The sequence below is a fragment of the Pseudomonas sp. TH10 genome (genome assembly GCF_016651255.1).
Lineage (GTDB): Bacteria > Pseudomonadota > Gammaproteobacteria > Pseudomonadales > Pseudomonadaceae > Aquipseudomonas.
Window position 1 is genome coordinate 1 of the sequence record NZ_JAEKEG010000145.1, and the last position, 12,628, is coordinate 12,628.

16 protein-coding genes are annotated in these 12,628 nt (G+C 57.5%); 12 read left to right on the forward strand and 4 right to left on the reverse strand.

Features of this window, described 5'->3' with window-relative positions:
- Positions 1 to 318: 2-dehydropantoate 2-reductase N-terminal domain-containing protein (locus JFT80_RS20105; protein ID WP_274610215.1), on the reverse strand; the 318-nt coding region annotated here is incomplete at its 3' end.
- Between the two features lie 140 nt (positions 319 to 458).
- Between JFT80_RS20105 and JFT80_RS20110 the strand changes: the two genes are divergently transcribed.
- Positions 459 to 944, forward strand: coding sequence for a YajQ family cyclic di-GMP-binding protein (locus JFT80_RS20110; protein ID WP_201149055.1), 486 nt, complete (start codon positions 459 to 461; stop codon positions 942 to 944).
- Positions 945 to 962: 18 nt separating this feature from the next.
- Positions 963 to 1,805 (forward strand): mechanosensitive ion channel family protein, encoded by an 843-nt coding sequence (locus tag JFT80_RS20115; protein WP_201149056.1) that lies wholly within the window; start codon positions 963 to 965, stop codon positions 1,803 to 1,805.
- 79 nt (positions 1,806 to 1,884) lie between these two features.
- Here the strand turns inward: JFT80_RS20115 and JFT80_RS20120 are convergent, their stop codons facing one another.
- On the reverse strand, positions 1,885 to 3,216 hold the full coding sequence (locus JFT80_RS20120) for an OprD family porin (protein WP_201149057.1): 1,332 nt from the start codon (positions 3,214 to 3,216) through the stop codon (positions 1,885 to 1,887).
- A gap of 245 nt (positions 3,217 to 3,461) precedes the next feature.
- Positions 3,462 to 3,704 (reverse strand): hypothetical protein, encoded by a 243-nt coding sequence (locus tag JFT80_RS20125; protein WP_201149058.1) that lies wholly within the window; start codon positions 3,702 to 3,704, stop codon positions 3,462 to 3,464.
- Between the two features lie 398 nt (positions 3,705 to 4,102).
- Between JFT80_RS20125 and JFT80_RS20130 the strand changes: the two genes are divergently transcribed.
- Positions 4,103 to 4,528 carry an HIT domain-containing protein gene (locus JFT80_RS20130; RefSeq protein WP_201149059.1) on the forward strand — a complete coding sequence of 142 codons (426 nt, stop codon included), beginning with the start codon at positions 4,103 to 4,105 and terminating at the stop codon, positions 4,526 to 4,528.
- 3 nt (positions 4,529 to 4,531) lie between these two features.
- Positions 4,532 to 4,738, forward strand: coding sequence for a SlyX family protein (locus JFT80_RS20135; protein WP_122840142.1), 207 nt, complete (start codon positions 4,532 to 4,534; stop codon positions 4,736 to 4,738).
- A gap of 60 nt (positions 4,739 to 4,798) precedes the next feature.
- On the opposite strand, the gene JFT80_RS24970 is transcribed toward JFT80_RS20135, so the two are convergent.
- Positions 4,799 to 5,401, reverse strand: a complete 603-nt coding sequence (locus JFT80_RS24970) for a cold-shock protein (RefSeq protein WP_122589597.1) — start codon at positions 5,399 to 5,401, stop codon at positions 4,799 to 4,801.
- 313 nt (positions 5,402 to 5,714) lie between these two features.
- Here JFT80_RS24970 and JFT80_RS20145 point away from each other — a divergent pair, with 313 nt between their 5' ends.
- From JFT80_RS20145 to ybgC, 8 genes are all read left to right on the forward strand, one after another.
- On the forward strand, positions 5,715 to 6,185 hold the full coding sequence (locus tag JFT80_RS20145; RefSeq protein WP_201149060.1) for a Dps family protein: 471 nt from the start codon (positions 5,715 to 5,717) through the stop codon (positions 6,183 to 6,185).
- Positions 6,186 to 6,557: 372 nt separating this feature from the next.
- A complete protein-coding gene (locus tag JFT80_RS20150; protein WP_201149061.1) occupies positions 6,558 to 6,779 on the forward strand; it encodes an FmdB family zinc ribbon protein in 222 nt (73 codons plus the stop codon).
- A 108-nt stretch (positions 6,780 to 6,887) separates the two neighbouring features.
- Entirely contained in the window at positions 6,888 to 8,663 is a 1,776-nt protein-coding gene (aspS, locus tag JFT80_RS20155) for an aspartate--tRNA ligase (RefSeq protein WP_201149062.1), read from the forward strand.
- A 126-nt stretch (positions 8,664 to 8,789) separates the two neighbouring features.
- The gene (locus JFT80_RS20160) at positions 8,790 to 9,536 is read left to right on the forward strand and encodes a YebC/PmpR family DNA-binding transcriptional regulator (RefSeq protein WP_201149063.1); all 747 of its coding nucleotides are present in this window, start codon (positions 8,790 to 8,792) and stop codon (positions 9,534 to 9,536) included.
- A gap of 165 nt (positions 9,537 to 9,701) precedes the next feature.
- Positions 9,702 to 10,226 (forward strand): crossover junction endodeoxyribonuclease RuvC, encoded by a 525-nt coding sequence (gene ruvC / locus JFT80_RS20165; protein WP_045058231.1) that lies wholly within the window; start codon positions 9,702 to 9,704, stop codon positions 10,224 to 10,226.
- Between the two features lie 113 nt (positions 10,227 to 10,339).
- On the forward strand, positions 10,340 to 10,948 hold the full coding sequence (gene ruvA / locus JFT80_RS20170) for a Holliday junction branch migration protein RuvA (protein ID WP_003227522.1): 609 nt from the start codon (positions 10,340 to 10,342) through the stop codon (positions 10,946 to 10,948).
- Positions 10,949 to 12,010, forward strand: a complete 1,062-nt coding sequence (gene ruvB, locus JFT80_RS20175) for a Holliday junction branch migration DNA helicase RuvB (protein WP_201149064.1) — start codon at positions 10,949 to 10,951, stop codon at positions 12,008 to 12,010.
- Between the two features lie 127 nt (positions 12,011 to 12,137).
- Positions 12,138 to 12,605 carry a tol-pal system-associated acyl-CoA thioesterase gene (ybgC, locus tag JFT80_RS20180; RefSeq protein ID WP_007912735.1) on the forward strand — a complete coding sequence of 156 codons (468 nt, stop codon included), beginning with the start codon at positions 12,138 to 12,140 and terminating at the stop codon, positions 12,603 to 12,605.
- The last annotated feature ends 23 nt before the right edge of the window (positions 12,606 to 12,628 follow it).

Genomic DNA, 12,628 nt, shown 5'->3' on the forward strand with positions numbered 1-12,628 from the left:
CCCATTTTGCAGCAGGATCAACTCGGCGTCGGGTGCCAGGCGCGGCGCCAGTTGGGCCACGGCGCTCTCGGCGTCATAGGCCTTGCAGGCGACCAGCAGGCGCCTGATTGGCTCGGCGCTGTCCGGTGTCTGCGCCGGGATCGGGTAGCTGCGCGCCTCGCCATGTTCGACCAGGGTCAGCGCGCCTTGCGCCTCGTAGGCCTGCAGTCGCGCCTGATCGCGCACGATCAGCCTGACCGGCAGGCCGGCGCGGGCCAGTCGCGTGGCCCACAGTGTGCCGAGGCTGCCGGCGCCGAGAACATGCCAGGTGGTGGACATCAGTTTTTTGCTCGTTTGATTGCAGGCATGTGCGGCTCGCCGTGTCGTCAGGAAAAGACCCGTTATAATGAGCCCGATTTTAACCGCAAGCCAAGCGCGCTCCATCCTCATTGAGCGCGCCTTTTTATTGGAGAGATTACATGCCGTCGTTCGACGTGGTATCCGAACTGGACAAACACGAAGTCACCAACGCGGTCGAAAACGCCGTGAAGGAACTCGATCGTCGTTATGACCTGAAAGGCAAAGGCAGTTTCGAGTTCAAGGAAAAGGACCTGACCGTCAGTCTGACCGCTGAAGCCGGGTTCCAGCTGGAAGCGATGATCGAAATCCTCAAGCTGGCACTGGTCAAGCGCAAGATCGACGTGCAGTGCCTTGAAGTCAAGGACGCTTACGCATCGGGCAAGCTGATGAAGCAAGACGCCATCCTCAAGGAAGGCATCGACAAGGAGCTGGCGAAGAAAATCGTCGGCCACATCAAGGATGCCAAGCTCAAGGTGCAGGCCGCCATTCAGGGTGAGCAAGTGCGCATTACCGGCAAAAAGCGTGACGATCTGCAGGAGGCCATCGCCGCACTACGCGCCAAAACCTTCGACATGCCGCTGCAGTTCAACAACTTCCGCGATTGATTTCGAAGGAGAGCAACAATGGATTTGAATACTGAGGTAGACAACCTGGTCAAGGCGTCCCAGGCGTGGATACCGATGATCATGGAATACGGCAGCCGCGTGCTGCTGGCCGTGATCACTCTGGCCATCGGTTGGTGGTTGATCAACAAGGTCACGCAAAAGCTCGGTGGTCTGCTGGCCCTGCGTAACGCTGACCTGGCGCTGCAAGGCTTTATCAGCAGCCTGGCAAACATCATTCTCAAGGTGCTGCTGATCGTCAGCGTGGCGTCGATGATCGGCGTTGAAACCACCTCGTTCGTTGCTGCCATCGGTGCTGCCGGTCTGGCCATCGGTCTGGCATTGCAGGGCAGCCTGGCGAACTTCGCTGGCGGCGTGCTGATTCTGCTGTTCCGTCCATTCCGCATCGGTGACTGGATCGAAGCGCAAGGCGTATCGGGTACTGTCGACAGCATCCAGATTTTCCACACTGTGCTGCGTACTGGCGACAACAAGACCATCATCGTGCCGAACGGCAACCTGTCCAACGGCATCATCACCAACACCAACCGTCAGCCAACCCGCAAGGTTGTGTTCGATGTGGGTGTCGATTACGAGGCCGATCTGCAAAAGGCTCGTCAGGTGCTGCTGGATCTGGCCAAGGATGATCGCGTTCTGCAGGATCCTGCGCCACAAGCGGTGATTTCGACGCTGGGTGACAGTTCGATCACGGTTTCCCTGCGTGTCTGGGTTAAAACCGCAGACTATTGGGACGTGATGTTCATGTTTAACGAACAGTCCCGCGACCGCTTAAAAACGGCTGGTATTGATATCCCGTTTCCGCAGCGGGTGATTCGCGTAGTTCAGGAAAGCGCTGTTCAGTAACAGGCATAAGCTGCAAACAATAAAAAAGGCCCATCCGAAGATGGGCCTTTTTTATTTAGAGCTAACTAACAGCTTTCGATTACAAGATCGACAGCGGGTAGTCAACGATCAGGCGGAACTCGTCGATGCTGCCTTCAGCTTGGTCGGCATTGGCGCGGTGCCATGCTTGACGAATGCGGAAGGACAGATCTTTCGCAGGCCCTGTCTGCACAACGTATTTGGCTTCAAAGTTGGTTTCGTGATGCTTGCCATCTGAGCCGTAACCGTATGCGGCGTAAGGGCTGTCGGCGTCCATTTTGCTGCCGTCGATGTCCCAGCCTTTTACGTAACGGGTCATGAAGCTCAGACCAGGCACGCCATACTCGGCCATTTTCAGGTCATAACGAATTTGTGCAGACTTTTCGTTCGGACCGTTAAAGTCAGAGTATTGGATGGAGTTGGCGAGGAAAATCGAGTCGCCACCGCTGTTATTCTTGCCTACGCCGATGTAGTCGAACGGTGTGTCGCCGTTAACTTTCTGGAAGCCAACGGTGAGGGTGTGTGCTTTCAAGAAGGAGAAAGCAGCTGCCAGGGAGAACGTGGTGTTGCTAATGTCCCCGGCTTTAGCGCTACCGGCATCCGTTGTGCGGTAGATATTACCGTCCAGGTTGATCGACTGATCGCCACCCATTGGAATGGTGTAGTTCAGGTTGCCGTAGTACTGGTTCCAGATGTCTTCGAGCTTGGCGCCATAGAGGGATGCGCTCAGGCTATCGGAGATTGCGTACTTGCCGCCGGCATAGTCAATAGTGTTCGCTGGCACGTTCGCGTAGGTTGCCCACAAGTCGCCATCGCGACCGTTTCTAACCTGGCTGGTCGACGAATAGAAGTGACCCGCTTCGAGGTCAAGGTCTTTGACTTCGCTGCTCTGCAGTTGAATGCCGCTGGCTGTTTGAGGAAGGATACGGGAGCCGCCAACAGCGAACACAGGAGAAGTGCTTGGCTGCATGTCGCCGAGTTTCAGCTCTGTCTTGGAAACGCGAAGTTTCAGTGCAGCCCCTGCCTTGCCTTGGCTGTCATTGTTTTCGCCAGCAGCGTTAGTGCTCAGGTTGCCCGAACCCGAGTACTTGTCGGAGCCGTCCAGTTTGATCGCGAGGTAGCCGAATGCATCAACACCAACACCGACGGTACCTTGGGTGTAGCCAGAGCTGAATACACCGTGGAAACCCTGGGTCCAGTCTTTGTCATCGACTGCGCCGTCTTTCTTGTTACGGTTGAAGTAGTAGTTGCGGAGCAGCACGTTGAAAGTGCTGTCTTCAACAAAACCTTTGGCTTCGGCCTGGTCGCCTACGAAAGGTGCGGCCGTAGCCATTTGAGTGCTGGCTGCTGCTGCTACAGCCAGGGCGATCATGCTCCACTTCATCACGCGCATCGTGATTTGCTCCTTTGGTTTTTAGAAGAGTACTGCCGTCCCACCTGTTTTATTATCTGGGCGGCTCTTTCTTTTTGTGTCGGCGCAAACTTATATCACGCAGACAATGTTGGCGATACTTGCGAATCTAACCTTTCACCTTCTTTACGACGCTGTCGCAGACGGTTGTGTAGATGTCGCAAATTCACAGTACCGATGCAATCGGGCCTACAACTTTCTCGCTGTTTTTTTAGCCGTTTGCATCGCTAAAAAAGAGTCCCTGGCAAAACACTTGAATCTCCATCGGGCAACCCTGCCACTGTTTTTGTTGGGCTTGAGGCATCCACTTCCAGCGGAGGCGCAAAAGGCGATGTGGGTGTGAATGCAACAAGTGTGCTCAAAACGGAAAACTGTCTGTTTTTTTCTGCAATATCGCCAAAAGCCGTAAAGGCCTCATAAAACCGGGGGTTTCGTGCCCCGAGGTTGGAGCTTGACGCCAGGATCGGCATCGTGTTTCACCTTTCTGGCTGTCAGCGCGACAAGTCAAAACGTTACCGGTTCACCCCTGGAGTGAGTATTCGGCGGATGCTTCGACGCATGAGCGTAGACGCACTGTGCGGTTTTGGTGCAAAAAATTTGCAGCACTGTGCTCAATTCACACAGCGCGCCCATGATGCGGTTTGGAACCTCGCCTTGATAATCAGTCACTTCAGCGCTTTCGCCCTCCTGGTTGGTGCTGAAATGGTGCATCTTGCACAGAAAAGGCCCATCTCGGAGCGTGCTGCCTGCCGTCGTCGATGGTCGTGAAGCGAGCGACGTTCGCAGGTATGCTGCTCATCTGTCGCCTGGTGAAGCGTCGTTGAAGATGTGGCCAGGTTGTAAATGATCATCTGCTGGAGTGCACGCAGTGTTTGCTTTAGATTCACGACTTCAACAGGACACGCTGGTTATCGGCGACTTCCCGCTCTGCCGGCTATTGCTGTCCAACGACGCCAACTACCCGTGGTTCATCCTGGTGCCACGCCGCGACGATATCAGCGAGTTGTTTCAGTTGGATGTCGCCGATCAGCAGCAGTTGTGGCAGGAGACTACAGCGTTGGCGCAGACGCTGAAGGACTCGTTCGATGCCGACAAGCTGAACATTGCAGCGCTGGGTAATGTGGTCAGCCAGTTGCACATGCATGTCATCGTGCGCAAACGCGAAGACGCTGCCTGGCCGGCCCCGGTCTGGGGCAAACATCCGGCAATGCCGTACAGTGCCGAGCAGGTGGCAGCTATCCGCGAACGGCTGCAGCGGGTGTTAACTGAAGGCTTCACGTTTCTGGAGGGTTGAATCATGAGTCTTGAGGAACGCATCAATGACCTGGAAAGCCGCCTGGCATTTCAGGATGACACCATTAATACACTCAACGATGTGCTGGTGGCGCAGCAGGCCGTCGTCGAGCGGCTGCAGCTGCAGATGGCCGCCCTGATTCGACGTCAGGAGGAAATGGTCGGGCAGTTCGAGTCTTCCGAAGAAGAAGCCCCGCCGCCCCATTACTAAAGGGTGGGCATAAAAAAACCGCGAACAGCCAGGCTGTTCGCGGTTTTTTATTGCCTCGGATCAGCGACGCGGCAGAGCGGCGATGACGTCCTCGGCTTGCAGGCCTTTGTCTCGGTTCATCACCGAGAATTCCACGCGCTGGCCTTCGACCAGAACGCGGTGGCCTTCGCCACGGATTGCACGAAAGTGCACGAAAATATCATCGCCGGAATCGCGCGAGATAAAGCCGAAGCCTTTGGAGGTGTTGAACCACTTGACGGTGCCGGTATCGCGGTTGGTCATGTCGTAGCTGGTTGGCGCGGCAGCCGGTGAAGATCGATAGAAGCTGACAGCCAGGTGCAGGATAACGGCAACCAGCGCAATCACCAGGCTGAACAACACAGCTGGCTGGCCGGCGATGACAGGCATCGGCGCGATCAGGGTCAAGGTTTGCAGGACGACAGTCAGCACCAGAAGCGCGCTGACCAGATTTTGCAGATGCTGACGCGGGCCTTTGTTCCAGTAAGGAATCACTGGAGCGATGACCAGGTTCAGCAGGCCGAAAAAGGCCAGGTAGAGTGCGTCGGGTTGTTGCAGGTAGGGAACGGCTTCGGATTTCAAGCTGGGTATGAACGACAGCAGCAAGGCCGCTGCGCCCATTAGCAGGTGGACGATTTTCAACATTTTAATTGGCTCACGTTTATGACGGCTCACAAGGAAGAGCTGAAGGCGTACGGTTCGCTTCACAACAAAATAAAGAGGCGGTAGGCACGTACACGGCATCAGCCTATGCGCAGCGTCCGGAAAAATAGACGCCGGCGACACACTGCCTATTTAACAGCAAAGCCTGCAGCGACTCAAATCAGGGAGTCCAGCGGCGTCATGCGGGCAATTTGTCGCACAGGGACTGGCCATCCAGTGCTGCGGTGTGGCGACAGCCTTGCTAGAGTGGTCCCTGCACCTGTTGGATGGAATCAATCACCTTTAGGGGAACCGCATGGCAATCGATATCGGTATCAGTGAAGAGGATCGCAAGTCCATCGTTGAAGGGCTGTCGCGTCTGCTGTCGGACACCTACGTGCTGTATTTGAAAACCCACAACTTCCACTGGAACGTCACCGGGCCGATGTTCCGCACGCTGCACTTGATGTTCGAAGAGCAGTACAACGAACTGGCGCTGGCCGTGGATTTGATCGCCGAGCGCATTCGCGCCCTCGGTTTCCCGGCGCCGGGTGCCTATGCCACCTACGCGCGTCTTTCTTCTATTAAGGAAGAGGAAGGCGTACCGGCTGCCGAGGACATGATCAAGCAACTGGTTGCCGGTCAGGAAGCGGTGACCCGCACGGCTCGCGGTATCTTCCCGTTGCTCGACAAAGTCAGCGATGAGCCCACCGCCGACCTGCTGACCCAGCGTATGCAAGTGCATGAAAAAACCGCGTGGATGCTGCGTTCCTTGCTGGATCAATAAGGCGCATGCGCACGGCTGGCATCCTTGGGTGTCACCCGTGCGTAGTCCGGCACCCTTCACCTCGAACGATTTTGCACCGGGCGTTGCAGGAAACCGTCCAGAGCAGGACCGTCATCCATGCTCTCCCTGCAGTTGCAGCAAAATCCTGCGAGGGTGGTTAAAAAGTCATCTGGATATCCCGTTTTTCCTGCGCTTGCACAGGCACGGGCTTGCTCGTCGAGCGCCCCGTTGACCGGGGCGGCAGGGCGAAAGTTGCAGAGTGTCGGTCTGTGCAGTCTTACGGCTGCACTGGCTGCATTTAATGGATATAATCCCGCTCTTTGCCGCAAAACCCCGGGTCTGCGGTAGCAATCTGATCGCCGAGACACCCCCATGCCGATGTACGATTACCAATGCGCTTCCTGTGGTCATCAGTTGGAAGCCATTCAAAAGATCAGCGAGTCACCGCTGGTCGACTGCCCTGCCTGCCAGGCGCCAGAGTTGAAGAAACAACTGTCGATGCCAGGCTTTCGCCTCAGTGGCGGCGGTTGGTACGAAACCGATTTCAAGACCGGCGCCAAGAAGAACCTGGCCGGTGGCGACAAATCTGACTAGATTCCAGGTCCGAGTTGAACGACACGTGCGAGCTCCTGCATCATCCAGCTCCTGAGATGGGCAAGACCTCCTACCGAATTTCGAATTACGAGAAGTGAAACCATTACCATGATGCGCAGCCATTATTGCGGCCAACTGAACGAAAGCCTGGACGGCCAGGAAATTACCCTTTGCGGATGGGTCCACCGTCGCCGTGACCACGGTGGGGTGATTTTCCTCGATATCCGTGATCGTGATGGTCTGGCCCAAGTGGTATTCGATCCGGATCGCGCCGAAAGCTTCGCCGCTGCCGATCGCGTGCGCAGTGAATACGTGGTGAAGATCACTGGCAAGGTACGTCTGCGTCCGGCCGGTGCGACCAACGCCAACATGGCGTCGGGCATGATCGAAGTGCTGGGCTACGAGCTGGAAGTGCTGAATGAGTCGGAAACCCCGCCGTTCCCACTGAACGAATTCTCCGACGTCGGCGAAGAAACCCGTCTGCGCTATCGTTTCCTCGACCTGCGTCGTCCGGAAATGGCCGAGAAGCTGCGTCTGCGTTCGCGCATGACTACCAGCATCCGTCGCTTCCTCGACGAAAACGGCTTCCTCGACGTTGAAACGCCGATCCTGACCCGTGCCACCCCTGAAGGTGCGCGTGACTATCTGGTGCCAAGCCGTACCCACGCCGGTTCGTTCTTCGCCCTGCCGCAATCGCCGCAACTGTTCAAACAACTGCTGATGGTTGCCGGTTTCGACCGTTACTACCAGATCGCCAAGTGCTTCCGTGACGAAGACTTGCGTGCCGACCGTCAGCCTGAATTCACCCAGATCGACATCGAGACCAGCTTCCTCGATGAAAAAGAGATCATGGGCCTGACCGAGCAAATGATCCGCAACCTGTTCAAGGAAGTGCTGGATCTGGAATTCGGCGAGTTCCCGCACATGACCTTCGAAGAAGCCATGCGCCGTTACGGTTCAGACAAGCCAGACCTGCGTATTCCGCTGGAGCTGGTCGACGTTGCCGATCAACTCAAAGAAGTTGATTTCAAGGTGTTCAGCGGCCCGGCCAACGACCCGAAATGCCGCATCGCCGCACTGCGCGTTCCAGGCGGGGCGAGCATGCCGCGCAAGCAGATCGACGACTACACCAAGTTCGTCGGCATCTACGGTGCCAAGGGCCTGGCATACATCAAGGTCAACGAGCGCGCAGCCGGTGTTGACGGTCTGCAATCGCCGATCGTGAAAAACATCCCGCTGGACAACCTCAATGCCATCCTTGATCGCGTTGGCGCAGTTGACGGCGACATCGTGTTCTTCGGCGCCGACAAGGCCAAGATCGTTAGCGAAGCCTTGGGTGCGCTGCGCATCAAGCTCGGTCACGACCTCAACCTGCTGACCTGCAAGTGGGCACCAATGTGGGTCGTCGACTTCCCGATGTTCGAAGAAAACGACGACGGCAGCTTCTCCGCGCTGCATCACCCGTTCACCGCGCCGAAGTGCTCGCCAGAAGAGCTGGAGGCCAACCCGGCCGGCGCTCTGTCCCGTGCCTACGACATGGTGCTGAACGGCACTGAGCTGGGTGGCGGTTCGATCCGTATTCACCGCAAGGAAATGCAGCAAGCGGTATTCCGTCTGCTGGGCATCAACGAAGCGGAACAGGAAGAGAAATTCGGCTTCCTGCTCGACGCGCTGAAGTACGGTGCACCGCCACACGGTGGTCTGGCTTTCGGTCTGGACCGTCTGGTAATGCTGATGACCGGCGCTCAGTCGATCCGTGAAGTGATCGCCTTCCCGAAAACCCAGAGTGCTGCTGACGTGATGACGCAAGCGCCGGGTGTGGTGGATGCCAAGGCACTGCGCGAGCTGCATATTCGTTTGCGCGAAACGCCAAAGGCTGAGTAAGACGGGCCTGAAGGCGCATCTTCGGATGCGCCTTTTTTCTTTCTAGAGAGCAGGTCGAGATTTTTTGTTTGCTGGCCGCTGCATGAGCAGGGCGGGCAACGTTTCAAAGAGAATTCGGAGCGAGTTATGGCAGGTCATTCCAAGTGGGCGAACATCAAGCACCGCAAAGAACGTCAGGATGCCAAGAGAGGCAAGATCTTCACCAAGTGGATTCGTGAGCTGACCGTTGCGGCCCGTCAGGGCGGCGGTGATCCGGGCTCCAACCCGCGTCTGCGTCTGGCCCTCGACAAGGCGTTGAGCGCCAACATGAGCCGCGACATCATCGACCGTGCCGTTGCGCGCGGCGCCGGTGCCACCGAAGCGGACAACGTTGAAGAGCTGACCTACGAAGGTTACGGCCCGGGCGGCGTGGCAGTGATGGTCGAGTGCATGACCGACAACCGCAACCGTACCGCGGCAGCCGTGCGCCATGCGTTCAGCAAGTGCGGAGGCAACCTCGGCACTGACGGTTCAGTGGCGTACCTGTTCGAGCGCAAAGGCCAGATCAGCTTCGCGCCGGGCGTCGATGAAGACGCACTGACCGAGGCTGCACTGGAAGCCGACGCCGATGACGTGGTCACTCACGAAGACGGTTCGATCGACGTGTTTACCTCGTTCACCAGTTTCTACGCGGTGCGCAACGCGCTGGAGGCCGCGGGGTTCAAAGGTGATGACGCGGAAATCGTCATGCAGCCGACCACCAGCGCCGAACTGGATCTGGAGGGCGCCGAGAAGGTGCTCAAGCTGCTCGACATGCTGGAAGACCTGGATGACGTGCAGAACGTCTATTCCAACGCGGACATCCCGGAATCGGTTGCCGCACAGCTGGGTTGATGTCCATACAAAAGATCGCTGTCTTTGCAAAGCCCTACGCTAAACCTGTAGGAGCTGCCGAAGGCTGCGATCTTTTGACTTTAAGATCGAAAATCAAAAGATCGCAGCCTTCGGCCGCTCCTACGGGGATATCCTGAGGTACCGCGATCTCCTTGCGCAGGCGTTATGACTCTAATTCTTGGTATCGACCCCGGTTCGCGCATTACCGGGTACGGCGTGGTATCTGATACCGGGCGCGGCTGCGTCTACGTGGCCTCGGGCTGCATTCGCACCGGCTCCGGTGAATTGCACGAGCGCCTGCAAATCGTCTATCGCGGCGTGCGCGAAGTCATCCAGACGTACGGCCCGATCACCATGGGCATCGAAAAAGTGTTCATGGCACGTAACGCCGACTCAGCCTTGAAGCTGGGTCAGGCCCGCGGTGCAGCGATCGTTGCCGGTGCCGAGGAAAACCTGGAGATTGCCGAATACACCGCGACCCAGGTCAAGCAGGCCGTCACCGGTACTGGCGCGGCAAACAAGGAACAGGTGCAAATGATGGTGATGCACATGCTCAAACTGACCAGCAAGCCGCAAATCGATGCGTCGGATGCCCTGGCCATTGCAATTTGCCATGCTCACACCCGCTCCAGCCTGCTGCCCCATGGTCTGGGAACGGCACGCAGTCGTGGCGGGCGCCTGCGTCTCTGATAGCATCAGCACATCTTTCCAGGACCAGGGGTCCTGCGCCTGTGTTGCCGGCGTGAAGCCCTCGGCCTGTCAGTCGCCAGCCCACGGCTGGCCAACGCTCAAGGATCTGAAACGTGATTGGACGCTTGCGCGGCACTCTGGCTGAGAAACAGCCGCCGCACCTGATTCTCGATGTAAACGGCCTCGGGTATGAGCTGGAAGTGCCCATGACCACGCTTTATCGTCTGCCGTCGGTCGGTGAACCACTGACCCTGCACACCCATTTGGTCGTACGCGAAGACGCGCAGTTACTCTATGGTTTTGCCGGCAAGCGTGAGCGAGACTTTTTTCGCGAGTTGATCCGTCTCAATGGTGTCGGGCCGAAATTGGCGCTGGCATTGATGTCGAGCCTGGAGGTCGACGAACTGATCCGCTGCGTACAGTCCCAGGACACCTCGGCCCTGACCAAGGTGCCGGGCGTCGGCAAGAAAACTGCCGAGCGTTTGCTGGTCGAACTGAAAGATCGCTTCAAGGCCTGGGAAACCTCGCCGGCGATGTTTGCCCTGGTACCGAATCAGCCCGACGGCCCGGCGCCGGTCAACACCGCCGAGAACGATGCAGTGAGTGCGCTGATTTCCCTGGGCTACAAGCCGCAGGAAGCGAGCAAGGCGATTACCGCCATCAAAGACAAGAATTTGAGCAGTGAAGACCTGATCCGCCGCGCCCTGAAGGGAATGATTTAAGTGATTGAAGCTGATCGTCTGATCGCCGCTGCGCACAGCCCGCGCGAGCGCGAAGAAGTCCAGGACCGCGCCATTCGCCCGGTCAGTCTGGCCGACTACATTGGCCAGCCGACCGTGCGCGAACAGATGGAACTGTTCATCCAGGCCGCCCGTGGCCGTAGTGAATCCCTCGATCACACGCTGATCTTCGGCCCGCCGGGGTTGGGTAAAACCACGCTGGCCAACATCATTGCCCAGGAAATGGGCGTGTCGATCAAGAGCACCTCGGGCCCGGTGCTGGAACGTCCGGGCGATCTGGCCGCACTGCTGACCAACCTTGAACCGCACGATGTGCTGTTTATCGACGAAATCCATCGTCTGTCGCCAATCGTTGAAGAAGTGCTGTACCCGGCGATGGAAGATTTCCAGCTCGACATCATGATCGGCGAAGGGCCAGCAGCGCGCTCGATCAAGCTCGATCTGCCACCTTTCACCCTGGTGGGCGCGACCACCCGTGCCGGCATGCTGACCAATCCGTTGCGTGACCGCTTCGGTATCGTCCAGCGTCTTGAGTTCTATAGCACTGCCGATCTGGCGACGATTGTCAGTCGGTCGGCGGCTATCCTTGGTCTGCCGCTGGATCCGGAGGGTTCTTTCGAAATCGCTCGGCGCGCCCGTGGTACGCCGCGAATCGCCAACCGTCTGCTGCGCCGCGTGCGCGATTTTGCCGAAGTACGCGCCAAGGGCCATATCACCAAATCGGTGGCTGACCTGGCGTTGAACCTGCTGGATGTCGACGAACACGGTTTCGATCATCAGGACCGGCGTCTGCTGCTGACCATGATCGAGAAGTTTGATGGCGGCCCGGTGGGCATCGACAGTCTTGCTGCTGCTATCAGCGAAGAGCGTCACACCATTGAAGATGTGCTGGAGCCGTACCTGATTCAACAGGGTTACATCATGCGCACGCCACGGGGCAGGGTGGTGACGCGGCATGCGTATCTGCATTTCGGTTTAAACATTCCGTCACGAATGGGTGAGATGCCCGTGGTAGACGAGTTTCTCGATGCCGTGGACGATTGATACACATTTTTTGGCGATTTATTCAGGGTTTGTACTGTCAGACGACGGTACTTTTGCAGTAAAGCCCTGAAACCATGAAAAACAGTTGCCTGGCCGGATTGGCAACCCGAGGAGTAAGCACTAGAGTATGCGCGCGCAAAACGGGCTTGAGCCGTTCGCACATCGTTGTCGCGTTTATTACGAGGACACCGATGCGGGCGGCATCGTGTATTACGTTAATTACCTCAAGTTTATGGAACGGGCTCGAACCGAGCGGCTCCGCGAGCTGGGCTTTGCCCAATCGCAGCTGGCCGGGGAGGATCTGTTGTTCGTCGTGCACTCCAGCGAAGCGCGTTACCACGCGCCGGCGCGACTGGACGACGAATTGCTGGTAAGCGCTGATGTAATCGAATTGAACCGGGTCAGCCTGCGCTTCAAACAGCAGGTCAGGCGGGCAACGGATAATGTGCTGCTCTGTGAAGGGCAGTTTTTGGTGGCCTGTGTGCGCACTAACAGTTTGAAACCCCGGGCCCTTCCCGAAGACTTGCGTGCGGCCTTTGCCGACGCGGTCGGCCCGGGTACACACTCAAAGCAGGAGATAAAGCGTGGAAGCTAACGTCGTCGACCATTCCTCCATGT

Bases quoted from the DNA above. Each gene is read 5' to 3' on its own strand.
- JFT80_RS20135 (WP_122840142.1), top strand. From the start codon at position 4,532: ATGAGTCTTGAGGAACGCATCAATGACCTGGAAAGCCGCCTGGCATTT.
- JFT80_RS20110 (WP_201149055.1), top strand. From the start codon at position 459: ATGCCGTCGTTCGACGTGGTATCCGAACTGGACAAACACGAAGTCACC.
- JFT80_RS20115 (WP_201149056.1), top strand. From the start codon at position 963: ATGGATTTGAATACTGAGGTAGACAACCTGGTCAAGGCGTCCCAGGCG.
- ruvC (WP_045058231.1), top strand. From the start codon at position 9,702: ATGACTCTAATTCTTGGTATCGACCCCGGTTCGCGCATTACCGGGTAC.
- JFT80_RS20145 (WP_201149060.1), top strand. From the start codon at position 5,715: ATGGCAATCGATATCGGTATCAGTGAAGAGGATCGCAAGTCCATCGTT.
- JFT80_RS24970 (WP_122589597.1), bottom strand. From the start codon at position 5,401: ATGTTGAAAATCGTCCACCTGCTAATGGGCGCAGCGGCCTTGCTGCTG.
- aspS (WP_201149062.1), top strand. From the start codon at position 6,888: ATGATGCGCAGCCATTATTGCGGCCAACTGAACGAAAGCCTGGACGGC.
- JFT80_RS20150 (WP_201149061.1), top strand. From the start codon at position 6,558: ATGCCGATGTACGATTACCAATGCGCTTCCTGTGGTCATCAGTTGGAA.
- JFT80_RS20160 (WP_201149063.1), top strand. From the start codon at position 8,790: ATGGCAGGTCATTCCAAGTGGGCGAACATCAAGCACCGCAAAGAACGT.
- JFT80_RS20125 (WP_201149058.1), bottom strand. From the start codon at position 3,704: ATGCCGATCCTGGCGTCAAGCTCCAACCTCGGGGCACGAAACCCCCGG.
- ybgC (WP_007912735.1), top strand. From the start codon at position 12,138: ATGCGCGCGCAAAACGGGCTTGAGCCGTTCGCACATCGTTGTCGCGTT.
- JFT80_RS20120 (WP_201149057.1), bottom strand. From the start codon at position 3,216: ATGCGCGTGATGAAGTGGAGCATGATCGCCCTGGCTGTAGCAGCAGCA.